This is a genomic window from Chryseobacterium sp. MHB01 (genome assembly GCF_034651565.1).
Taxonomy (GTDB): domain Bacteria; phylum Bacteroidota; class Bacteroidia; order Flavobacteriales; family Weeksellaceae; genus Chryseobacterium; species Chryseobacterium nepalense.
On record NZ_JAYEDA010000001.1, the window covers coordinates 735,740 to 757,428 of the forward strand.

The following is a 21,689-nucleotide window of genomic DNA, read 5'->3' on the forward strand; positions in this document are numbered from 1 at the left end:
GTTAAAAAAAGTTAATTATAATTATTATTTTATATTATTTGAATTCAGCCAGTCCTGATATGCTTTTGCATTAATTGCATGCTGTTCGGCACTTGCAGTGAATTTGTGGTATCCTAATCTTGCAGGATCGGCACACATAAAAATATAATTGTTTTTTTCAGCATTTAAAACTGCGTCAACAGAATTTTTATCTACCACACAAATTGGTCCCGGAGGAATACCTTTATTGGCATAGGTATTATAAGGAGATGGCGTAGATAAATGTTTATAGAAAACTCTTTTAATAGGCTGCTGGAAATTAGTCTGTTTATTAATGGCATAAATAACTGTGGGGTCCGATTGTAATTTCATTCCCTTTCTGTAGCGGTTCAGATAAAGGCCGGCAATGGTTTTCATCTCGTCCTTTTTACCGCCGGATTCTTTATAAACAATGGAAGCGAGTGCATAAATCTGTTCTCTCGTAAGACCTGATTGCTGCTCTTTGGCTTTTCTTTCAGCATTCCAGAATTCATTATACTGATCATTGAACCTGTTGAAAAATTCTTTTGGTGTTACCGTCCAGAAAAAATTATAGGTATCAATAAAAAAATATTTTTTAAGATCTTCTGCGTTATTATAGCCTTTTTCGGCTGCGATGGTGTTGAGTCCTTTCACAAATTCCAAAGAATCCAGTTCTGTTTTTTTGGTTACTTTACCCAACATTTGGTACACATCCCCGAAATCCCCGATTCTAAAGCTGTTCTCACTCTGGTTTCCTGCTTTGATCATGTTTACAAGATGAGCATTTCCCAATCCTTTCTGAAAATGATAGCGTCCTGCTTTGTAAAATTTTTCAAGGTCTTTTTCTTTAGCTACCGCTTCAAATGTTTCCCGGTTGTCTACATATTTTGCCGCCGAATCTAAGATCTGTTTAAAACCGGCATTCTGAGGAATGAGAACATAACCGTCATTTTTGATATTGTTTCCGTAATATTTGGAATAAAATTTAAAACCAAAAAATCCACCTATTACAAAAATAAGCAGGGCAATAATGAGGATAGCTTTTTTCATGTATCTTTTAACTAGATTTATTTACAAAACATCTATTCTTCCTTTAAAAACCTGTTTCGCAGGGCCTTTCAGCCAAATGCTTCTGAAAGAATTTCCGTCTTTTTCAGCATATACTTTAAGATTTCCTCCCAAAGTCTTCACATTTACGGAAATTAGATTGTTATTTTGAAGAAAGGTTAAAGCAGAAGCTGTAACTCCTGTACCACAGCTGTATGTTTCATCTTCAACGCCTCGTTCATAGGTTCTTACAAATATTTCATCTTCATTAATTTTTTCCACAAAGTTTACATTGATCCCCTTTTCTTTGTAGTTTTCCGAATTTCGGATACCGCTTCCTTCTGCAAAAACATTATAATTCACAAGATCTTCAACATATTTTACATAATGTGGAGAACCTGTATTCATTACGGTATCATTTCCGTCAACAGCAATGGTTTCCACATCATTCATTTTCAGTTTTACGATTCCGTTGTGGATTTCCGCTTCATGAGCTCCGTCAATGGCTGTAAACCGGCATTTACCTTCAAAAATATCAAGGAAGAAAGCAAACGCAACCGAACATCGGGCCCCGTTTCCGCAAAAGCTTTTGGAGCCGTCGGAATTATAATAATCAACTTCAAAATCAAAACCTTCTGCCTTATTTATTTTGATCAGTCCGTCCGCGCCGATACCGAATCGTCGGTCACAAAGCTTCTGAATACTGGCTATTGAAAGGTCATCCCATTCTCCGGAACGATTGTCTATCATTACGAAGTCATTTCCGGTTCCCTGATATTTGTAAAATTCCATATGGTAGCTGATATTTGTCTCAGATTGAGCATGCAAAATTAGTACAATTAAAACAAAAAACGAACAGTGTTAGCTGTCCGTTTCGTTATTTATAATCGTTTTATCTAAAACCTCCTCCGTTGGTATTCCTATTGTTGTTCTGCTGGGCAGGAGCCTGCTGATTTCCTGATCCTGAATTATTCCTGAATCCTCCGTTATTCGAATTGTTGGAATTATTGGAATTGTTTCTAAACCCTCCGTTGTTTTGAGGCTGCTGTGTATTCTGCTGCTGATTTCTGAAACCATTATTGGACCTTTGATTATTATTTTGTCTGTTGCTGTTTCTAAAACTGCCGTTATTGGAAGTGCCATCGTTTACATTTCCTCTGAAACCGTTATTTGGTCTTGCAGAAGTTGCTTCACCACTTGATCTTCTCTCCAGGTATACTTTTCTTCTAGAGTTATTGTAGTTCTGGTAATAATACGGCATACCGTTATCATAATAATAATTCATATTATTTCGATAGTAGTATCCATCATTTCCCCAATATCCGCCACCGCCGTAATACCCTTGTGGTGCATAATAATATCCGTTATCATAATATGGATCTCCATAAGCATTTGCATAAGGATCCGCGTACGCTGTACATGATATTAAACCTGCTATCGTTACAACGCTGAATGCTATTTTTAATAAATTTTTCATGACTTTCTAACTTTTTCTTAAACTTTTTTTCCAGGTAATATAGCCCTGGATTGCCATTATAGTAAATACCAAATATTGAACCGAAGTGATACCGAGACCTTTATAAATCATCATAGGTATACAGATAAAATCTCCGATGATCCAGAAAACCCAGTTTTCAATGCGTCTTTTTGCCATAAACCACATTCCTACTAAAAATACGGACGTGGTGATTACATCCAGCCAATTGCCCCAATCCAGGTGATACAGTCCTAAACTGATGTTTTCCATTGAAAAACTGTTGTCGATATACGGCTTATAATAATATACTACAGTTACTAAGATTAAACTTAAGGCAAAAAGTAAAATCCCATACAGCCATTCTTTTTTTGTAGCCCATGAAACTTCAACGTGAACATGGTCGTCCGAATTTTTTGCCCACAAAACCCATCCGTAAATACTCATTACCGTATAATAGACATTAATCATACAGTCGCCCAACAGCCCGAAATTGAAAAGAATATAGACATAAATAAGCGTGGAAATAATTCCTGTAGGATAGACCCAGATATTCTTTTTAATGGAAAAATAAACACTTAAAATTCCGAATACGGTTGCAAAGGCTTCCAGGAAAATCTGAAGGTTTGTGTAGGTTTCGTAGGGTTTTACGAAAAGATTGTATAGGTTCATGAGATCAAAAATAAATAAAAAAAGGTACATTTTAAAATGATTTAAATATTATGAAAATCAGTTTTTTATCTGCCTTTATTTAAAAAAAATAATGAAATTGTATTAATAAACGTTAAGGTTTCTAAAATTTTTATATTTTCGTAAATCTTTAATAAATAATAAAATATGTCTAAAATTTGGACCAAGAAACCGATGAGTGCTTTCGAAAATGATATGAAAAGCAGTCAGCTCAAAAGAGTACTCGGTAAATGGAGTCTTACAGCTATCGGGATCGGTGCTATCATTGGAGGGGGAATTTTCGTACTTACAGGTACCGGAGCTTACTACCATGCAGGACCCGCATTAGCCATCTCTTTTATCATTGCAGGAATCGCTTGTATTTTCGCTGCATTATGTTATTCTGAATTTGCTTCCATACTTCCTGTGGAAGGATCTGCGTATGCGTATGCGTATGGAACGGTGGGTGAGATCTTTGCCTGGATCATCGGATGGGGGCTTATCCTCGAGTATGCAATGGGATCTATGACGGTGGCTGTATCATGGTCCGGCTATTTTAATAAACTTTTAAAAATGTTCGGTATTCATCTTCCCGAATATCTTACTTCTGACCCAGCCAGTTATACGGGGGAAGGTTTTTCTATGAATTTACCAGCTTTCCTTATCGTTTTATTTGTGATCGGGATTCTGATCAAAGGAACAAAAGAGGCTGCTAAGACCAATAACCTTATTGTAATCATGAAAGTTTCGGCAGTATTGTTCGTGATTATTGCAGGTGTATTTTTTATTAATACCTCTAATTGGGATCCTTTTATTCCTGCACAGAAAATGGTAATGGAAGGCGATAAAATGAAAGAAGCATACGGAATCCAGGGAATTGTTTCCGGAGCTGCTGCCATATTCTTTGCTTATATCGGTTTTGATGCTGTTTCCACTCAGGCAGGTGAAGCAATTAATCCTAAAAAAGATGTGCCTTTCGCCATCATTGTTTCATTGTTGGTTTGTACAGGTCTTTATATTCTGGTGTCTCTTGTTTTAACAGGGATGATGCATTATTCGGATTTTGATCCTCAGGGAAAATATCCGGACGCTATTAAAGCACCGGTTGCTTATGCTTTTGAAATTGCAGGACAAGGCTGGGCAGGATATATCATTACAATAGCAGCAACAATCGGTTTGATTTCTGTATTAATGGTAATGATCATGGGACAATCAAGAATTTTCCTTGGAATGTCTAAAGACGGGCTTATTCCGAAAATGTTCAGCGATGTTCATCCTGTAAGAAAAACACCGGCCAAAAGCTTAATGCTTTTAGGAATCGTAATTGCTACGATAGCCGCTTTAACGCCAATCAGCAAACTCGCGGATATGACAAGTTTCGGTACTCTTTTCGCTTTCACAATGGTGTGTGTAGCGGTTTGGATTCTCAGAAAAAAAGAACCGAATCTGCCAAGATCATTTAAAGTGCCGGCACTACCTGTTATTGCGACATTAGGAATCTGTATCAACGTTTATCTGATCTGGAACCTGAGCCATGAAGCAAAATACCTTTCTATGGGCTGGCTTGCACTGGGAGTTTTAATTTACTTCACCTACAGTCTTAGAAACAGTAAACTTCATAAGGTTGGTTACGGCGAAACTTTCAAAGCAGAGCAGGAGCCGCTGGAAAAACCGGATCTTGATCTTTAAAAAAATAATATATTTGAAAAAATCCACAGAACAAACTGTGGATTTTTTATTTTTGTTACCTATGAAAAAAACAATACCATTTTTACTATTATTCTTGGGAGTACTTACATTTTCTCAGCAGATAGAGCATTTTAAAACCATTCTGAATGATAAAATAAGCATCCGTGCTTTGCAGCTATATGGCAATAAAGTATGGTACAGCGGTACGGATTCCAAATTCGGGTACGTTGACTTAAATAACCCTGAAAATCAGAAACAAATTGTATTGTCAGATCAAAAGCTGCAGTTCCGGACATTGGCTCAGGATAAAAAATATTTTTATGCTATTAATATTGAGAGTCCCGCTTATTTTTTTAAGATTGATAAAAAAAGTTTAAAATATCAGATCATTCATACCGATACGGCAAAAACAGCGTTTTATGATGCTCTTTCTTTTTCAGGAAAAAATGGTATTGCACTAGGTGATCCTTACGGGAAATGCATGAATATCGTAATCACCAGAAACAGTGGTAAAAGCTGGGAAAGTCTGCCTTGCGGAAAGTCATTTGAAATAGGAGAAGGAGAAGCTGCTTTTGCCGCAAGCAATACCAATATCTTTATTCATGATGAAGAGTTCTGGTTTGTGACGGGCGGAAAAAGATCAAGACAGTTTTATTCTTATAGAATGGGAGAAAAGCTGTATGGAAAAGAAGTGAATTTTGTAAACGGAAGTTCTTCAACCGGGATTTACTCTTTGGATATCGATCCGTCATCGAGATTCGGAATTGCTGTTGGTGGAGATTATACACAGCAGGAAGCCAATATCAATAACATCGCTACAACGATCAATGGCGGTGAAAGCTGGCAGATTCAGGCTTCGGGAAAAAATGCAGGATATACCACCTGTGTTAAAATCAAACCGGGCTCGAAAGGAAAGGAGATTATTGCTGTAGGAGATCAGCATATCAGCTATTCATCAGATTTTGGAAAAACGTGGAAAAAGATTTCCGATGAAAAAGGTTTCTATGTCTGTGAATGGATTGATTCAAATACCGTTGTTTTTGCAGGAAAAAACAGGATTTCGTTATTGAAGCTTACCTTCTGATTATAAAAGTATTTAGATTGATTATAAATTTCAAAAAATAGATGCTAATATATTTCATGGTTAAAAATTCATCAGATATGCGTAATTTTGTAAGATGAAACTTGCTGAAAGTTCATTAAAATTTTAAATCGAAAATGAATTCTTTAATAGATAAATATAATATTCCCGGCCCAAGATACACCTCTTATCCAACTGTTCCGTATTGGGATGAAAGCAGTTTCTCTCCGGAATTGTGGAAGCAGAGTGTCATCAGGACTTTTAAGGAATCGAATGCGGAAGAAGGAATTTCTATCTATATCCATTTACCATTCTGTGAAGCATTGTGTACGTTCTGTGCCTGCCACAAGCGTATTACCAAACAGCACAGTGTTGAGATTCCCTATCTGGAAAGTGTATTGAAAGAATGGCAGCTGTATCTTAACCTTTTTAATGAAAAGCCTAAGCTGAAAGAACTTCATTTGGGTGGTGGAACACCGACTTTCTTTTCTCCGCAGAACCTGAAAACTTTACTGGAAGGCATTTTTGAAACCGTGGAAATTGCAGAAGACCAGGAATTTTCTTTTGAAGGTCACCCGAATAACACTACAAGTGAGCATCTTCAGACTTTATATGATCTTGGCTTCAGAAGAGTGAGCTTCGGTGTACAGGATTACGATCTGAAAGTTCAGAAAGCAATCAACAGAATTCAGCCTTTTGAAAATGTACAAAGAGTAACGGAATGGGCAAGGGAAATCGGGTATAGAGGGATCAGTCACGACCTTGTTTTCGGACTTCCGCATCAGTCCTGGGAGGCGATGGAATACACCATTCGTAAAACAATGGAATTAAAGCCGGATCGTCTTGCTTTTTATTCCTACGCACACGTTCCGTGGGTGAAAGGAGTGGGGCAGAGAGGATTTGATGAAAACGATCTTCCAAGCGGTGAAGAAAAACGCCGTTTATATGAAGACGGTAAAAAATTATTGGAAGAATTAGGCTATATTGAAGTCGGGATGGATCATTTTTCGCTTGAACATGATGATCTGTATCAATCTTTGATTCAGAAAAAACTTCACAGGAATTTTATGGGATATACTTCCAGCAAGACCCAGCTGATGGTTGGGTTGGGAATGTCTGCTATTTCGGATTCTTGGTATGCTTTTGCCCAAAATGTAAAAACGGTGGAAGAATATCAGAAAATAGTGGAAGAAGGACAGATCCCTGTTGTAAAAGGACATATCCTGAACGATGAAGATCTTACCGTAAGAAGGCATATTCTGAATTTAATGTGTCAGCTGGAAACAACTTTCGATATCAACAACTCTTTTCCTGAACTTGAAAATGCTTTTGATATGCTGAAAGAAATGGAAAATGATGAATTGGTGGAAATCAATGGGCATCATATCCAGATTACGGAGAAAGGAAGAGCCTTTACAAGAAATGTAGCCATGGTTTTCGATCTCAGAATGATGCGCAACAAACCGGAAACGAGAATTTTCTCGATGACGATCTGATAGTATGTACAGGAAATTTCTTCTGATATTTCTTTATCTGTATGCACTGGTTTTCAGTGTTTCAAAAACCATAAGAATACCGAACCAATGGGCGCAGTCTCACTGGCTGGTAGATTACAGGTTCGGATTTATCAAAAGAGGTTTGGCTGGAGAATTATTAGGCTTTTTATGTGAAAAAAATGTATTTTCAGTCACTGTTCTTTCTGTATTGGTGTTGGTGGTATTGTATTTTTTCATCATCAGCATCGCAGTAAAAATAACCTGGAGTAATAAAAGAAGTTATTACAGGATCCTGTTTTTTGTCATTTTCCTTCTTTCCCAGTATATTGTATTTTCTGCTCATTTGATAGGGTATTTGGATCATGTTGTTTTCCTGATGACGATTTTTACAGTGTACCTTATTACCCGAAACAAATTGTTTCCGGCATCAATCATTGCAGTTTTCAGTATTTTTATTCATGAAATTTCAATTGTGTTAATGCTTCCTGTCTGCTGTTTTGCCATTATTGTCAATCAGGTGCCGGAAAGGAAATTTTTTATTAAAAATGTATTTTCTCCAAATGTTATAAAGAAGCTTGCTTTATTTTTAATATTGCCGTTTCTAAGTGCTGTTTTTATTTCAGGCTATCAGGAAGTCAACGGAGGAAATTACTATACACAACTATTTTCCTATTTAAAACAATCATCAATATCTGAAAAAGTTGCCGACTCGGTCTGTTCAGCCTATACTAAAAGTTTTACGTATTATTTCAGTGAACAATATGAATATTTTTTTCAACGAATTTTTATTTCGAAAGCAACAATATTTTATGGAATTCCTATTGTTTTCTGTTTATGGATGATTTTTAAAGAATTTAAGCTCAATATTCAATTGTTTATTTTGCTTATTGTTATTTCAGCAATTCCGTTAATTCTTCATTCCATTGCATATGATACCTACAGAATCTGGACCTTCCCTTATATGATTTTGTTCTTAGGATTCTGGATTTTAAGCTTAAAATATAAAAGAGACATTGGGCAAACAAAGCCCGAAAAATTTTCATGGTGGGAATATGTATTTTTTATTACAGCCTTCCTTTTTGTTTCCTTAATTCCTGCTATTTTGTTTGATGGCGAAACGGAAAGATTTTCAGTTGCAGTAAAGTTAATATTGATGCTGCCCATATTGGGAATATTATATTTTATAAAAAAAGCTCCAGTCAAAACTGACTGAAGCTCTATTAAATTCTGAAAATTATTTTATAATTAATTTTTTACTGTACGATTTCTGATTTTCCGTATTAATATGAAGGAAATAAACGCCTGTAGGTATTCCTGAAATATTTAAGCTATGGTCACTTTCAATTTTTGCACCTTCCAATACTTTTCTTCCTTCAGTATTGGAAATGTCAACGGTTGCATTTTTTTCCTCAATTCCCTCAATGAAAACCTTTTCAGAGGCAGGATTGGGATAGATTTTTATCTGTGCCGAAAGTTCATTTTCCCTGATATTCAAAGTTGAAGTCGTTACCCTGAATATCTTTCCGTTGTTTACTGCTGCTACAAAAAGTTCGTTCTGATTATTAATTCCGAATGTTGAAAAATTATTTCCTGAAAATGCCGCCGACCACGTGATGGAATCATCATTATTCAGAATTCCGATCTGCGTAGAACAGTAATCGGCAAAAATATATTTTCCCTGGAGAGCCGGATATAATGAGCCTCTGTAAACATATCCTCCCGTTATGGAACATCTTCCGCCGGAATGGTTATAGGCAGCAACGGGAAAAGTCATGGTTGATTGTGCTGCGCAACCGGATGTATTATAGGCATTATTGCCTTCATAGCATCTCCAGCCGTAATTGATTCCTGCCTGTGTAATGGGCATTCTGTTGATTTCTTCGATATTACCCTGTCCAACATCTGCAATCATAACATTGCCGGAAGCCGTATCAAAATTGAATTTCCATGCGTTTCTCAGCCCGTATGCCCACACTTCATCAGCGCCGTCGGTGCCAACAAAAGGGTTATCCGGTGGAATATTGTACGGGCCTGTGGAATTGATGTCCAGCCGCAATAATTTGCCTAAAAGAGAATTTTTATTTTGCCCGTTGTTATTGGGGTCGCCACCACTTCCTCCATCACCCGTCACAATCCACAGATAGCCGTCCGGTGCAAAATGAATGCTTCCCCCGTTGTGATTGTCAAATGGTTTTGGCTGATTCAGAACAATTTTTTCAGTAGTGGGATCCGCAACATCCGGATTGGAACTTCTGGTGTATCTTGCTACCGTAATATTTCCGCTGGTATCATTGTAATACACAAAAAAATACCCATTGGTAGAGTATTGCGGATGAAAAGCAAGTCCTAAAAGTCCTCTTTCTCCTCCATAGGTAATTTTAGAACTGATGTCTAAGAAGTTGGATGAATTTATGCTTCCGTTCGGCTGTACGATTTTAATGATGCCGTTTTGCTGTACTACGAACATTCTGGTATCGTTGGCGTGAGTGATTTCTACCGGAGCGGTAAAACCTGTTGCAAATTCTTCAAGGTTAATACTTTGCGCATTAAAAATGCTGAAAGAAAACAAACCTGCATAAAAAAGTAAATTTTTCATAATATTTTGATATTTAGTGTATTATATCAGAATGAAAATTTCATACCATAAAAACATTATAAAATTCATTAAAATAGCAGGAAAAAATTATTAAATCTTAAATAAAAATAAGAATACCGATATATCTGAAAATAAATGATTTCTGTTGTTAAAAATTCATAAAATTCAAGAAAATGATTATATTTGCCGACTTAATTTAACGTAGTTATAACAAAATGCAAGGAAAAGGACTTATTACAATTGTTGCTATTGTACTAGGGTTGATTTGCTTAAACGAGCTATTACCAACATGGTACACCAGCAAAATTGAAAAGCAGGCGACTGCTATTGCAGGAGACAATCCGGAGAAGTATCAGAAAGAAATCATAAGACTTTCTAAGGATACACTGAATCTTGGATTCACAAAACTTTATTACACCAAAGCCAGAGACAAGGAAATGAAACTTGGTCTTGACCTTAAAGGAGGGATCAACGTTCTTTTGGAAATCAACCAGAGAGATCTGGTGAATGATTTAACCAATTATTCCACAAATCCTGTTCTTATTGAGGCTTTGAACAAAACAGATGAAGTTCAGAAGAATTCTACAAGATCGTACATCGACAATTTCTTTGAGCAGTTCGATGCAGTTAACAAAGCAAAAGGTACCAACCTTAAACTGGCAGATCCGGAACTTTTCGGAAATACCACGCTTACTGAGGTAAAGTACAATACGCCTGACGAGCAGGTAAAAGCGATTGTTAAGAAAAAGATTGATGCATCTGTAGGAACGGCTTTCGAGGTGATCAGAACCAGAATTGATAAACTGGGAGCGATCCAGCCAAACGTTCAGAGAGTTCCGGGTACTGCCAGAATTTCTGTTGAAATGCCGGGAATGAAGGACATTGATAAAGTGAAAAAAATGCTTCAGACTTCTGCAAAACTTCAGTTCTGGGAAGTACAGCAATCTCCTGAAGTATATCCTTATTTCCAGACATTAACTACAATGATCGCTGCAAAAGGCGATTCTATGGGCGTTGCCAAGAATGTAAACCTTCTGAACATTTTGCAGAAAGGTAAATCCATGAGCCAAAGTGCAGTAGGAAGTGTAAAATTGTCTGATACGGCTGTTGTAAATAAAATTTTAAACAGCAAAGTTGCACAATCTTTACGTCCTGCAAACATTAAATATACTCAATTCATGTGGGGATACAAGCCTGAGGCTTCAGATGCTGAAAGCTTAGTATTGTATGCCATCAGAGGAAATATCAACCAGAAAGCTCCTGTAGACGGTGCTGTTGAAACCGCAAATATCGGCTACGATGAATTGAGCAGAGTGGTGGTAGATATGCAGATGGATTCGAAAGGAGCAAAAGAATGGAAAACATTAACGGAGAAAAATGTTGGGAAACCAGTTGCCGTAACGCTTGATAACAGAGTATACACAGCACCGAACGTTGTAAATGCAATTCCTAACGGTAGAACACAAATTTCCGGTAACTTCTCTCAGGAAGAAGCCAAAGAACTGGTAGATGTTTTGGGAGCGGGTAAATTGCCTGCTGGTGCAAAAGTAGTTCAGGCTACGGTTGTAGGTCCTTCTTTAGGTCAGGAATCTATTGATGCAGGTTTGATGTCATTCATGATCGCATTTGCTATCATTATTGTTTATATCATCTTCTATTATGGTGGAGCGGGTGTTTATGCAGTAATTGCAATGATCATCAACCTTTTCTATATTTTCGGTATTATGGATTCGGGAGATTTCACGCTTACGCTTCCTGGTATCGCGGGTATCGTTTTAACGATGGCGGTCGCGGTTGATACAAACGTTATCATTTATGAAAGAACAAAAGAAGAATTATTTGCAGGGAAAAGTATCCTTGAAGCTTATAAAGACGGATTTAAACATGCATTGAATGCGATTATTGATGGTCATACCACAACTTTCTTAACGGCAGTGGTATTGTTCTTCTTCGGAACAGGACCTATCAAAGGTTTTGCCTTAACTCTGATGATTGGGGTTGCAATGACACTATTCACGTCTGTATTGCTTTCAAGAGTAATGATCTTCTCAAGATTAAATAAAGGAAAAGGACTTTCCGTATGGACGCCGGCAACTAAGAATCTTTTTAGAAATACCTGGATCGATTTCATCGGGAAAAGAAAATATGCTTACATTTTCTCAGCTGTTTTAACGGTGGTTTGTATCATTTCAATCGCTACGCACGGTTTCAAATATGGGATTGATTTTACGGGTGGTAGAAATTATGTAATAAGATTCGACAAAGACGTAAAAGCAGAAGATGTTGAAAACAAACTGGTAGCATTATTTAAAACGGAAGACGGCAAAAACTCTTCAGTAGAAGCCAAAACTTACGGAAATAACAATCAATTAAAGATCTCTACTGATTATCTTATCGAAGACGAATCTTTGAAAGCTGACCAGGTTATTGAGCAGAAATTATATGAAGGATTAAAATCAGAATTACCTGCAGGAACAACGTTAAAAGATTTTAAATCTGCAGATAAAGAACATGCAGGAATTATTTCTTCCGAAAAAGTAGGACCTTCTGTTGCGGACGATATCAAAATTCACGGGTTATATGCGGTGCTGGGAGCATTAGGAATTATCTTTATTTATATCTTATTGCGATTCAGAAAATGGCAGTTCTCCCTTGGTGCGGTAGCAGCATTGTTCCACGATGCAGTTATTATTTTGGGAGCATATTCTTTGCTTCACAAATATATGCCGTTCAATATGGAGATCAACCAGGATTTTATCGCAGCCATCCTTACGGTATTAGGATATTCCATTAATGATACGGTAATTATCTTTGACAGGATCAGGGAATACTTAAGAGAGAAGAAATCATTAACATTGGCAGGGTTATTTGATGATTCAATTTCCAGTACACTGGGTAGAACGTTCAATACTTCATTTACTACAATCCTTGTAATCTTGGCCATCTTTATTTTTGGTGGAGATAACCTGAGAGGATTTATGTTTGCGATGTTAATCGGTATCGGTTTCGGTACTTATTCATCCATCTTCGTGGCATCGGCAATTGCCTATGACTTCCTGAAAACAGGTAAAGAAGAGGAAGTTCACGGTAAATCTACTACCAACAAAGAAGTACTTGCTTCAAAATAAAAGTAAACTACAATAAATAAGAAAGCCTTTCCAATGTGAAAGGCTTTTTTTTTGCTTTGTTAATTGTTGATTGCTTACTGTTTGTATTTCATATTAATTCTTTAAACTCACACTCCGGAATCTCAAATCCTCAAACTCTTCAATTTAATTAGGAGCTTTTTCCTGCTTTCGCTACTCGCTTTTTTCTATTGGTGCGGCGGCGGAGCCGCCGCACCAATAGAAAAAGAGCTCAGACATGCCGCTCAATCAGGGCTAAGGTCAAAGCCAATATTTCAATATTTTATAAACATTAACAATAGCTGTCTTCCAAAAAATAGTAACGATTATATACAGACATCAAAAAAATTAAATTCACCATTAATAATTTATCATTTCATTACCCATTCGTAACCTGCAATTTAGAATCATTATTTTTCCCGATTTGATTATTTTTGCATCATTATGGAAAACTCAAGGAAAAAAGCGGCAATGAGCTTCATATTTATTACGTTGTTAATTGATATTACGGGATGGGGTATCATTATTCCGGTGGTTCCTAAACTTATTGAGGAACTGATTCACAGTGATATCAGTGAAGCTGCAAAATACGGCGGCTGGCTGGGATTTGCCTATGCATTTACACAGTTTATTTTTTCGCCGGTAGTGGGAAATCTTAGTGATAAATTCGGGAGAAGGCCAATCATCCTCATTTCTCTTTTCGGATTTGCCATAGATTATGTTCTGCTGGCTTTGGCTCCTACCATCATATGGCTGTTTATCGGAAGAGTTATTGCGGGAATTACAGGGGCAAGTGTTACAACGGCAAGTGCCTATATTGCAGATATTTCAACAGATGAAGACCGCGCCAAGAATTTTGGACTTATTGGAGCTGCTTTCGGACTTGGATTCATCATCGGGCCTGTGTTGGGCGGACTTTTAGGACATTACGGAGCCAGGGTCCCCTTTTATGCTGCAGCTGGATTGTGTCTTTTAAATTTTCTTTACGGCTATTTTATTCTGCCCGAAAGTCTTGATAAAGATAAAAGAAGAGAATTCAACTGGAAGCGCGCTAACCCGGTCGGATCCTTTAAATTTTTAGGAAAACATCCTGAAATTTCAGGTTTAATTGTTTCTTTAATTCTGATTTATATTGCCGGACACGCTGTGCAAAGCAACTGGAGCTTTTTTACCATGTATAAATTCAACTGGAATGAAAGAATGGTGGGAATCTCCTTAGGAGTAGTTGGCTTATTGGTAGGATTAGTTCAGGGCGGGCTGATAAGATGGACAACCCCAAAGTTGGGCGAACAGAAAAGCATCTATTACGGATTGACACTCTACGCAATCGGAATGCTGTTGTTTGCATTTGCTACAAAGGGATGGATGATGTTCGTTTTTTTGATTCCTTATTGCTTAGGAGGAATTTGCGGGCCTGCACTTCAGTCGGTGATCACAAAAAATGTACCTTCCAACGAGCAGGGCGAGCTTCAGGGAGCGCTCACCAGTCTTATGAGTGCAACTGCGATTATCGGTCCGCCAATGATGACCAATTTATTTTATTTCTTCACACATGATGAAGCTCCGTTTAAATTTTCGGGAGCACCTTTCTTCTTAGCTTTTATTTTAATGGCCGTAAGCGTAATCATTACTTATTACAATTTTCAGAAGAAGGCTATAAAAAAAGAAGAACTTGAGTTAAATAAAAAAACGGACCTAATGTAAGGTTCGTTTTTTATATAATATTGTTCAATTCTTTGATTTGATTGCGTTATTTTTATATATTTGAACAAAATAGCATGAATATGAAAAAAATCAAAATTTTATCAGGGATTATATCTGCGATCACACTTATTAATTGCAGCAGCAATGATGACTCTTCACAAAATAATAGCAATAACAATACTTCTGAAGTTCCTGCCGTTTACAAAAAAATATATGGGGCAGCAAGTATAACTTCAGATGGTACGTATGTTTATATTAAAACAACCGGAACACCAGATCATAAAAGTGTTTATTATCCTACGGGAAATAGTCTTTACGAAAATTTTTCCGGGACAACTTATGGCGGGTACACATTTTCTAAAAATCCTAATTCGATTTCAACAAAAAATTACACATTCAAAATTCCTCTGAATCCGACGGTGAATTCAGCTCATCCAGCCACACCTCTGGGACCCATTGGAGTCTCACTTAACGGAGTGCCTTTTTTCAATCAATACGCCGGGCCAAATCAGCCCTTATCAGGAGAGATTGTTTCTTTCGATCAGTGGTGGGGACATCCTGCACAGGGAGGAGATTATCATTACCATGTCGAACCCAAATACCTTACTACTGTAAAAGTGTCAAAATCTGCACTGTTGGGTTTTTTACTGGATGGTTTTCCGGTGTATGGTCCTGAAGAAAACGGCGTAGCGGTTGCCAATACTTCACTGGATGCTTACCATGGTCATACATCTGCAACTGCAGATTATCCCAACGGGATTTATCATTATCATATTACCAGTTCAGACCCTTATATTAACGGAAATGGCTTCTATGGAACTCCGGGAACTGTCAGTAATTAGTATTTTATTTTTTACTTTACTTTCTTGTGGTTCATCAGATAAAGAACGCATGAAATATTATAATCTGGACGATATTCATTTGGAAAATAAGAATGGAATCATACTGCTGAATAATCAGCCTTTTTCAGGTATTGTATATTCAATGTTCTCCAATACAAAAGATACTGCAGAAATTGTTGCTTTTTATCAAGGAAAAGAACATGGAGAATGGAAAAAATTTTATCCGAACGGTAGGTTGGCAGGAAGGCGTTTTTTTGAGAACGGAACCAAAGTAAAAACATTAAAAGAATGGTGGGAAAATGGAAATATAAAAATTTCAGGTTCTTTCTCTGAGGGAGAAAATAACGGTGAATATCGGGAGTGGAACAGGAACGGAAAATTGGTAAGGGATATGCATTATAAATTAGGATACGAAGAAGGAAGTCAGAAACAATTTTATGACAATGGTAAGATAAGATCCAATTATTTCGTAAAACAGGGTAAACGCTATGGCTTATTAGGAACAAAAAATTGTGTAAATGTTACAGAACGTATTTTTAAGAAGTAGCCTGGTCGTTTTTTTGCTGCTTTTTTCGTGCCGGCAAAAAAAACAAGATGTACCTTATTACAACACACCGGATTTTGAGCCCCAATTTTTATCTAAAGAGGAAGCTTCCGATAAAATTAATCATACCATTCAACATTTTTCTTTTGTTGATCAGGACAATAGGGTAATTACGGATAAAATAACGGATCATAAAATACATATTGCCAGCTTTATTTTTACATCATGCGGAAGTATTTGTCCCAACATGATCAGAAATCTGAAACTGGTAGACCGTAAATATAAAAATGATCCCGATGTAATCTTACTTTCTTTTTCAGTAACACCTTGGATTGATACCTCAGAAAAACTGAAAGATTTTAAAACAAAGCATAAAATTACAAATGCAAACTGGCACTTTCTTACAGGAAATAGAAATGAAATATACAGGCTTGCCCGGAAATCTTATTTTGCTGAAGAAGCTTTAGGATTTACGCGCGACAGTGCAGAATTTCTTCATACAGAACATATTATTCTTGTAGATGGGCAGAAAAAAATCAGAGGAATTTATAATGGTACCCTACAATCTGATATGCAGCAGCTTATAACGGATATAGATTTGATTAAAAAGAATACGTTTTAAAACTTAATATTTTATTAAAACTTAATAATAAGTATTGAGATTCACTTATCTTTTGTAATTTTGTAACATGGAACTAAGCATTGGAGAAATGGCACTAATTGCCGTGGCAATCGTAGTATTATTCGGACCGGATAAGCTTCCTCAAATCGCCCGTGATCTGGGTGCAGGGGTAAGAAAGATGCGTGGTGCAGTGGAAGATATCAAAACCGAGATCATGAAAGAAACGGATAATCCTGTTTCTGAGATCAAGCGTGAGATTGAAAAAGTAAAAGACGCCGCAAAAGATTTTAATCCGATGAAAGATGTTCAAAGTGATATTCTTGCTGATTCCCAGTCTTCAAATGAACCTCCAAAACCAAAACCTTCAGAAGATGAAACCTATGAAGGACCTGTAAGCAGATAACGTATGGAGGAAATTATTCAGGAAGATAAAAAAGTCTTTTTATTTCTCAATAATTTAGGAGATTCTTCTTTTGACCAGTTCTGGATGTTGATTTCCAGCACCTGGATCTGGGTTCCGCTTTATATTATTTTCTGCTATTTTCTATATAAAAATTACAAGCTGAGGTCATTAATTTTTATCATGGTATTTATTGCAATAGGGGTAACGATATCAGATCAGCTGGCCGGTGTTTTTAAACATGGTATAGAAAGGCTTAGGCCTTGTCATGATCCTTCTCTTCAGGATCACATGAGGATTGTAAAATGCGGCGGACAGTTCGGGTTTTATTCTGCCCATGCTTCCAATACATTCTTTTTGGCAGCTTATTTAAGTATTTTGCTAAAAAATAAGATTAAATGGTTTCCTTATGCTATATTTGTGTGGGCTGCAATAATATCATACAGCCGCATTTATTTAGGAGTGCATTTCCCGATAGATATTTTGGTGGGGGCGTTTGTTGGAACTTTATTGGGAGTGGTGTTTTCTGCACTCGCAAGAAAAGTAATCAATAAACAAAATATAACCTCATGACAAAAACTCTATTTCTTTTAGCATTAACATGCTCCATAGTATCGCTGCAGGCGCAGGATAAAAAAATTGCCGAAGATTGTTTCCGTAAAGCGGATTACAAATGTGCGGAGGAAGAATATTCCAAATTGGTTCAAACTGAAAAAATTCAGAAATTCAAATCAGAATATTACAATTATCTGGGTACGTCACAGAGAAGGCTTGGTAAAACAACCGCAGCGTTCAAATCATATGAATCTGCATTAAAAGCGGATCCTATGTCTGCTGCAGTGTATGCTAATTTAGGTTCTATTCACGGACAAAAAGGAAATAAACAGGCTGCATTGGATTATCTTAATCAGGGACTTAAGCTTGAACCTGAAAATGCAGATATGTACCTTACCCGTTCTAAAGTTTATGAAAATTTAGGCAAGAAAGATCTGGCAGCGAAGGATCTAAATCAGATTCTCAGTTTTGCCCCGGATAATATTTACGCAAGAACCGGACTGGCCAATCTTAAAAAAAACAGCGGTGATCTTGAAGGTGCCTTAAAAGATTATAACCAGCTAATTTCAGAAAAACCGGAATCCCTTCTCTACAGTGGAAGAGGTGACGTCTACTTTAAACTGAAAAAAAATAAGGAAGCTCTCGCTGATGTCAACAAAGCAATTTCAATTGATCCTAAATTTGCTCAGGCGTACGTAAATAAAGCCTTAATTTTATTCGAAACGGCTAAGCCGAAGGAAGCTTGTGCAAGTCTTGATAAGGCAGTAAGCCTGGGATATGAGAAACCTTTGCTGATAGAATATTACTCTAAATGTGAAGTTAAGAAATAATGATATGCATTTTTATTAAATTGGTTTCGGCGGCGGAGCCGCCGAAACCAATTTAATAAAAACTTAAAAGCTCTATCAGTCATTATGATAGGGTTTTCCCTGCAAAATCTGATCTGCGCGGTACAGTTGCTCTACAATAAAAAGCCGGATCATCTGATGTGTAAAAGTCATTTTTGATAACGATATTTTTTCGTTGGCTCTGGCGTAAACTTCTTCCGAAAACCCGTATGCACCACCAATCAGAAGATGAATTTTTTTCACTGAAGAATTCATCCAGGCATCTATTTTCTGAGAAAATTCACGGCTGGTAAATTGTTTACCTTTTTCATCAAGAATCATTACAAGATCTGTTCGGTCTATGTAATTCAGAAAAAGTTTGGCTTCTTCTTTTTTTAAAAGCTCGGGAGACAGGTTTCTGGCATTTTTTACATCCGGAATTTCAATGATTTCAAAATTCCAGTGTTTAGGTAGTCTTTTGATATAATAACTGATCAGGGAAGTAATTTCCTTATCGTCCGTTTTACCGATACAAAGCAAGCTAATCTGCATTTATTCCTAATTAAGCTTCAAAGGTATTTATAAATCAACAGAATTCATAATCGCACTTTTCCTTGTACGAACAAAGTCTGAAAAAATCATTATTTTTGTACCACACCAATCCAATGAAAATATCAGTTTTACCTTTTTTGTTTTACTTTTTTCCACTAATTTCTTTTGCACAGGAAATTAATAAAAATGATGAAGCACGATATCTGGAAGAAGATAAAAAGAAAATTTCTGTTGTAGGAGGACTGAGTTATCTGCATAATTCATTTGGGTTGTTATATGAAAATAAGATTTATCGATTAAGACCGAATGACGCATTTTATACAGAATTTTTTCTGCGGTACAGATGGCTGGATGTAAGTTTTTCATTTGCACCAAAGCTTACCAATATCAATAATGACGATCCTGAAAAAGGAAAGACGAAATATTTTAATTTTGGATTTACTTTTTTCCTAAGTCCGAAAATCAGGCAGTATCTGTATTTCAGCCAGGTAAAAGGTCTGTATTTTCAGGATACCAAAGAATTTTTAAAAATGCTGTATGGCAGTGATTATAACGAAGAAGGATACCTGCAGTTTCCGGATGCAAAATACCGCTCTTTTAAAGGGGAAACGAGTTATCTCTGGATAGGAAATAAATCGGATTACCGAAGTTTTAACAATATGACCTATCAGCCTCTAAAGGATGTTTTCGTGGTAAGTACAGGCCTTTTTTACCAGTACAATATTCTTAGTGATATGAATAAAACAATCTATCAGGGAAATACTTTTACTGAAATTCAAAACAGTCCGTCTAAAGATATCAGGATTGCTTTAAGATCGGGTGGGGGTATTCAGAAAAAAATTAAAAACTGGTATGCCATATTGGAAGTTTATCCTGAAATATACTACGCAAAACTCATTGGCGAAGATTTTCATGAATTTAATATCGGGGGCTATTCTAATGGTAGAATCGGTTATGATAATGGAAAATGGTTTTTCGGCGCCGGTGCGCAGCTCAACTTGATCAATAGCTCCAATGAAAATTTTTATTCTGCGACACAATGGCTTTTTCGTGCGGGAATTGGTTTTCGTTTGAATTCTCCTACATTTGTAAATAAAAACTTTGATAAAATAGATAATATTTTAAAATAATATGGGTCTGAAACTTCCAAAATTTATACATAAAATTCAAGAATTTTTTGATGATATACACATTCCCCTTTTGGGAATATCGCTGTGGCAAATGTTTCAGATTTATATCAGGGGAATTTTTAAAGACAAAATAGGAAGAAAAGCAGCGGCTATTTCCTGGAGTTTTACAATAAGTTTATTTCCTTTTATTCTCTTTATACTTTCGGTAATTCCCTATATGCCGCATTATGAAACCTTGCAGTATTATATCTTTGATGTACTGATGCATAATGTTTTCCCTGCAAGTATGGAAGGAGATGTACGAAGTTATATTGAAGCAAGTATCGTCCCGAATATGAAGGGAATCAGTAATCTGACTATTGTTCTTGCCTTGGTTTTTGCCACGAACGGAACGTTTTCACTCATCAATGGATTCAATGAAAATACCCGCGAAAAGATGAGCGATGTCAAAGAATTTATACTTTCTTTTTTTATTACCATCGGCTTTGTGCTGATTGTTTTTCTTGCACTTTTCGGATTGTATTATTCTGAAGTGGTGTTAAAGCAGTTTACACCTGTTTATGATGTTTCATGGCTGGTTAATAACCTTTCGGAAATTATCGGTTTTGTTTCCTTTCCTTTATTTTATTTTATTCTTCTTACGCTGTTTTACTGGTTGGGAACCGTAAAAATTGCAAGATTCAGGCAGGCTATTCCAGGAGCGATCTTAACCACAGTACTGTTTGTGTTAACGACCTACCTTTTCGCATTATATATAAAGAATATTGCGCGCTACAACGTGCTTTACGGATCAATCGGAAGTATGATTCTTCTGATGGTCTGGGTAAATGTAAACGTTTATCTTCTCCTTTTCGGAAACGAATTGAATATGGCCATCAGAAAGCTAAGGATCGAAAAACTATTGTCTGACGAATTGAGAAAATCAAGAAATCAAAATACTGATTCCGGTCAAGACGAATAAAATTCATTCTGAGAAATCGATCAGTTTTTGTCTGCTTCGGTAAATCTTCTGCGTGAACCGAGATTGAGAACAGGATATCCGGAAATGGCAACAATAAAGAAACAATAAGAATGGCAAACTTCACCTCATTCTGAATTTCAATTTCATTTTTAAACGACAGCAGTGCGATAAAAGTCTGAATGGTAAATTCTTATTAGCCAATAAACATGTACAAAATGTACCGATCATCTATTCCAACAACTTTGAGGTAAAGAACTCAGTTTATCTCTTTTATTCTTGATCCATAAAGCCTGGAAATTTTCTGCACCGGACGAATTAAATGAGTAAAAATACTGCAGCAAAGAAATCAGGATGATTCCTGAAGTCTGGTTGCTG

20 protein-coding genes are annotated in these 21,689 nt (G+C 36.5%); 14 read left to right on the forward strand and 6 right to left on the reverse strand.

All coding sequences use genetic code 11. The annotated features are described in order from the left end of the window. Positions 1-24: 24 nt before the first annotated feature. The 4 genes from mltG to pnuC all read right to left on the reverse strand — a co-directional run bounded on the left by mltG (position 25) and on the right by pnuC (position 3,193). Positions 25-1,050, reverse strand: a complete 1,026-nt coding sequence (gene mltG, locus U9K52_RS03475; RefSeq protein WP_322925400.1) for an endolytic transglycosylase MltG — start codon at positions 1,048-1,050, stop codon at positions 25-27. Between the two features lie 21 nt (positions 1,051-1,071). Continuing rightward, positions 1,072-1,839, reverse strand: a complete 768-nt coding sequence (gene dapF, locus U9K52_RS03480) for a diaminopimelate epimerase (RefSeq protein ID WP_322925402.1) — start codon at positions 1,837-1,839, stop codon at positions 1,072-1,074. A 100-nt stretch (positions 1,840-1,939) separates the two neighbouring features. Continuing rightward, complete coding sequence (locus tag U9K52_RS03485; RefSeq protein ID WP_322925404.1) at positions 1,940-2,524, reverse strand: hypothetical protein; 585 nt, start codon at positions 2,522-2,524, stop codon at positions 1,940-1,942. Positions 2,525-2,530: 6 nt separating this feature from the next. Further along, complete coding sequence (gene pnuC, locus U9K52_RS03490) at positions 2,531-3,193, reverse strand: nicotinamide riboside transporter PnuC (RefSeq protein ID WP_248392527.1); 663 nt, start codon at positions 3,191-3,193, stop codon at positions 2,531-2,533. A gap of 165 nt (positions 3,194-3,358) precedes the next feature. On the opposite strand from pnuC, the gene U9K52_RS03495 reads away from it, so the two are divergent. From U9K52_RS03495 to U9K52_RS03510, 4 genes are all read left to right on the forward strand, one after another. After that, a complete protein-coding gene (locus U9K52_RS03495) occupies positions 3,359-4,879 on the forward strand; it encodes an APC family permease (RefSeq protein ID WP_248392529.1) in 1,521 nt (506 codons plus the stop codon). A gap of 61 nt (positions 4,880-4,940) precedes the next feature. Then, the gene (locus U9K52_RS03500) at positions 4,941-5,963 is read left to right on the forward strand and encodes a hypothetical protein (RefSeq protein WP_322925410.1); all 1,023 of its coding nucleotides are present in this window, start codon (positions 4,941-4,943) and stop codon (positions 5,961-5,963) included. Between the two features lie 134 nt (positions 5,964-6,097). Continuing rightward, positions 6,098-7,456 carry an oxygen-independent coproporphyrinogen III oxidase gene (hemN, locus tag U9K52_RS03505; protein ID WP_322925412.1) on the forward strand — a complete coding sequence of 453 codons (1,359 nt, stop codon included), beginning with the start codon at positions 6,098-6,100 and terminating at the stop codon, positions 7,454-7,456. 4 nt (positions 7,457-7,460) lie between these two features. After that, positions 7,461-8,669: a hypothetical protein gene (locus tag U9K52_RS03510; protein ID WP_322925414.1), complete on the forward strand. Its 1,209-nt coding sequence runs from the start codon at positions 7,461-7,463 to the stop codon at positions 8,667-8,669. 21 nt (positions 8,670-8,690) lie between these two features. Here the strand turns inward: U9K52_RS03510 and U9K52_RS03515 are convergent, their stop codons facing one another. Next, a complete protein-coding gene (locus U9K52_RS03515; protein ID WP_322925416.1) occupies positions 8,691-10,052 on the reverse strand; it encodes a PQQ-dependent sugar dehydrogenase in 1,362 nt (453 codons plus the stop codon). A 215-nt stretch (positions 10,053-10,267) separates the two neighbouring features. Between U9K52_RS03515 and secD the strand changes: the two genes are divergently transcribed. The 8 genes from secD (at position 10,268) to U9K52_RS03555 (ending at position 18,674) form a co-directional block, all read left to right on the forward strand. Continuing rightward, complete coding sequence (gene secD / locus U9K52_RS03520; protein WP_322925418.1) at positions 10,268-13,180, forward strand: protein translocase subunit SecD; 2,913 nt, start codon at positions 10,268-10,270, stop codon at positions 13,178-13,180. 441 nt (positions 13,181-13,621) lie between these two features. Beyond that, the gene (locus tag U9K52_RS03525; RefSeq protein ID WP_323673769.1) at positions 13,622-14,881 is read left to right on the forward strand and encodes a TCR/Tet family MFS transporter; all 1,260 of its coding nucleotides are present in this window, start codon (positions 13,622-13,624) and stop codon (positions 14,879-14,881) included. A gap of 80 nt (positions 14,882-14,961) precedes the next feature. Further along, a complete protein-coding gene (locus U9K52_RS03530) occupies positions 14,962-15,723 on the forward strand; it encodes a YHYH protein (protein WP_322925422.1) in 762 nt (253 codons plus the stop codon). Between the two features lie 49 nt (positions 15,724-15,772). Continuing rightward, positions 15,773-16,270, forward strand: a complete 498-nt coding sequence (locus U9K52_RS03535; RefSeq protein ID WP_322925424.1) for a hypothetical protein — start codon at positions 15,773-15,775, stop codon at positions 16,268-16,270. Further along, positions 16,242-16,889: an SCO family protein gene (locus U9K52_RS03540; protein ID WP_322925425.1), complete on the forward strand. Its 648-nt coding sequence runs from the start codon at positions 16,242-16,244 to the stop codon at positions 16,887-16,889. The genes U9K52_RS03535 and U9K52_RS03540 overlap by 29 nt, the downstream gene beginning before the upstream one ends. Positions 16,890-16,956: 67 nt before the next feature. Beyond that, the gene (locus tag U9K52_RS03545; RefSeq protein WP_248392550.1) at positions 16,957-17,292 is read left to right on the forward strand and encodes a Sec-independent protein translocase subunit TatA/TatB; all 336 of its coding nucleotides are present in this window, start codon (positions 16,957-16,959) and stop codon (positions 17,290-17,292) included. A 3-nt stretch (positions 17,293-17,295) separates the two neighbouring features. Further along, positions 17,296-17,862 (forward strand): phosphatase PAP2 family protein, encoded by a 567-nt coding sequence (locus tag U9K52_RS03550; RefSeq protein ID WP_322925429.1) that lies wholly within the window; start codon positions 17,296-17,298, stop codon positions 17,860-17,862. After that, on the forward strand, positions 17,859-18,674 hold the full coding sequence (locus tag U9K52_RS03555; RefSeq protein WP_248392554.1) for a tetratricopeptide repeat protein: 816 nt from the start codon (positions 17,859-17,861) through the stop codon (positions 18,672-18,674). The genes U9K52_RS03550 and U9K52_RS03555 overlap by 4 nt, the downstream gene beginning before the upstream one ends. A gap of 75 nt (positions 18,675-18,749) precedes the next feature. On the opposite strand, the gene U9K52_RS03560 is transcribed toward U9K52_RS03555, so the two are convergent. Next, positions 18,750-19,223 (reverse strand): 23S rRNA (pseudouridine(1915)-N(3))-methyltransferase RlmH, encoded by a 474-nt coding sequence (locus tag U9K52_RS03560; protein WP_263603543.1) that lies wholly within the window; start codon positions 19,221-19,223, stop codon positions 18,750-18,752. Positions 19,224-19,336: 113 nt separating this feature from the next. On the opposite strand from U9K52_RS03560, the gene U9K52_RS03565 reads away from it, so the two are divergent. Together U9K52_RS03565 and U9K52_RS03570 are read left to right on the forward strand one after the other, a co-directional pair. Continuing rightward, complete coding sequence (locus tag U9K52_RS03565; protein WP_322925432.1) at positions 19,337-20,353, forward strand: DUF4421 family protein; 1,017 nt, start codon at positions 19,337-19,339, stop codon at positions 20,351-20,353. 1 nt (position 20,354) lies between these two features. Then, a complete protein-coding gene (locus tag U9K52_RS03570) occupies positions 20,355-21,314 on the forward strand; it encodes a YihY/virulence factor BrkB family protein (protein WP_323673770.1) in 960 nt (319 codons plus the stop codon). The last annotated feature ends 375 nt before the right edge of the window (positions 21,315-21,689 follow it).

Coding starts and splice junctions, on each gene's coding strand:
- U9K52_RS03565 (WP_322925432.1), top strand. CDS start 19,337: ATGAAAATATCAGTTTTACCTTTTTTGTTTTACTTTTTTCCACTAATT.
- U9K52_RS03535 (WP_322925424.1), top strand. CDS start 15,773: ATGAAATATTATAATCTGGACGATATTCATTTGGAAAATAAGAATGGA.
- U9K52_RS03545 (WP_248392550.1), top strand. CDS start 16,957: ATGGAACTAAGCATTGGAGAAATGGCACTAATTGCCGTGGCAATCGTA.
- U9K52_RS03510 (WP_322925414.1), top strand. CDS start 7,461: ATGTACAGGAAATTTCTTCTGATATTTCTTTATCTGTATGCACTGGTT.
- U9K52_RS03485 (WP_322925404.1), bottom strand. CDS start 2,524: ATGAAAAATTTATTAAAAATAGCATTCAGCGTTGTAACGATAGCAGGT.
- dapF (WP_322925402.1), bottom strand. CDS start 1,839: ATGGAATTTTACAAATATCAGGGAACCGGAAATGACTTCGTAATGATA.
- hemN (WP_322925412.1), top strand. CDS start 6,098: ATGAATTCTTTAATAGATAAATATAATATTCCCGGCCCAAGATACACC.
- U9K52_RS03500 (WP_322925410.1), top strand. CDS start 4,941: ATGAAAAAAACAATACCATTTTTACTATTATTCTTGGGAGTACTTACA.
- U9K52_RS03555 (WP_248392554.1), top strand. CDS start 17,859: ATGACAAAAACTCTATTTCTTTTAGCATTAACATGCTCCATAGTATCG.
- U9K52_RS03525 (WP_323673769.1), top strand. CDS start 13,622: ATGGAAAACTCAAGGAAAAAAGCGGCAATGAGCTTCATATTTATTACG.
- U9K52_RS03550 (WP_322925429.1), top strand. CDS start 17,296: ATGGAGGAAATTATTCAGGAAGATAAAAAAGTCTTTTTATTTCTCAAT.
- mltG (WP_322925400.1), bottom strand. CDS start 1,050: ATGAAAAAAGCTATCCTCATTATTGCCCTGCTTATTTTTGTAATAGGT.
- U9K52_RS03570 (WP_323673770.1), top strand. CDS start 20,355: ATGGGTCTGAAACTTCCAAAATTTATACATAAAATTCAAGAATTTTTT.
- secD (WP_322925418.1), top strand. CDS start 10,268: ATGCAAGGAAAAGGACTTATTACAATTGTTGCTATTGTACTAGGGTTG.
- U9K52_RS03540 (WP_322925425.1), top strand. CDS start 16,242: ATGTTACAGAACGTATTTTTAAGAAGTAGCCTGGTCGTTTTTTTGCTG.
- pnuC (WP_248392527.1), bottom strand. CDS start 3,193: ATGAACCTATACAATCTTTTCGTAAAACCCTACGAAACCTACACAAAC.
- U9K52_RS03560 (WP_263603543.1), bottom strand. CDS start 19,223: ATGCAGATTAGCTTGCTTTGTATCGGTAAAACGGACGATAAGGAAATT.
- U9K52_RS03495 (WP_248392529.1), top strand. CDS start 3,359: ATGTCTAAAATTTGGACCAAGAAACCGATGAGTGCTTTCGAAAATGAT.
- U9K52_RS03530 (WP_322925422.1), top strand. CDS start 14,962: ATGAAAAAAATCAAAATTTTATCAGGGATTATATCTGCGATCACACTT.
- U9K52_RS03515 (WP_322925416.1), bottom strand. CDS start 10,052: ATGAAAAATTTACTTTTTTATGCAGGTTTGTTTTCTTTCAGCATTTTT.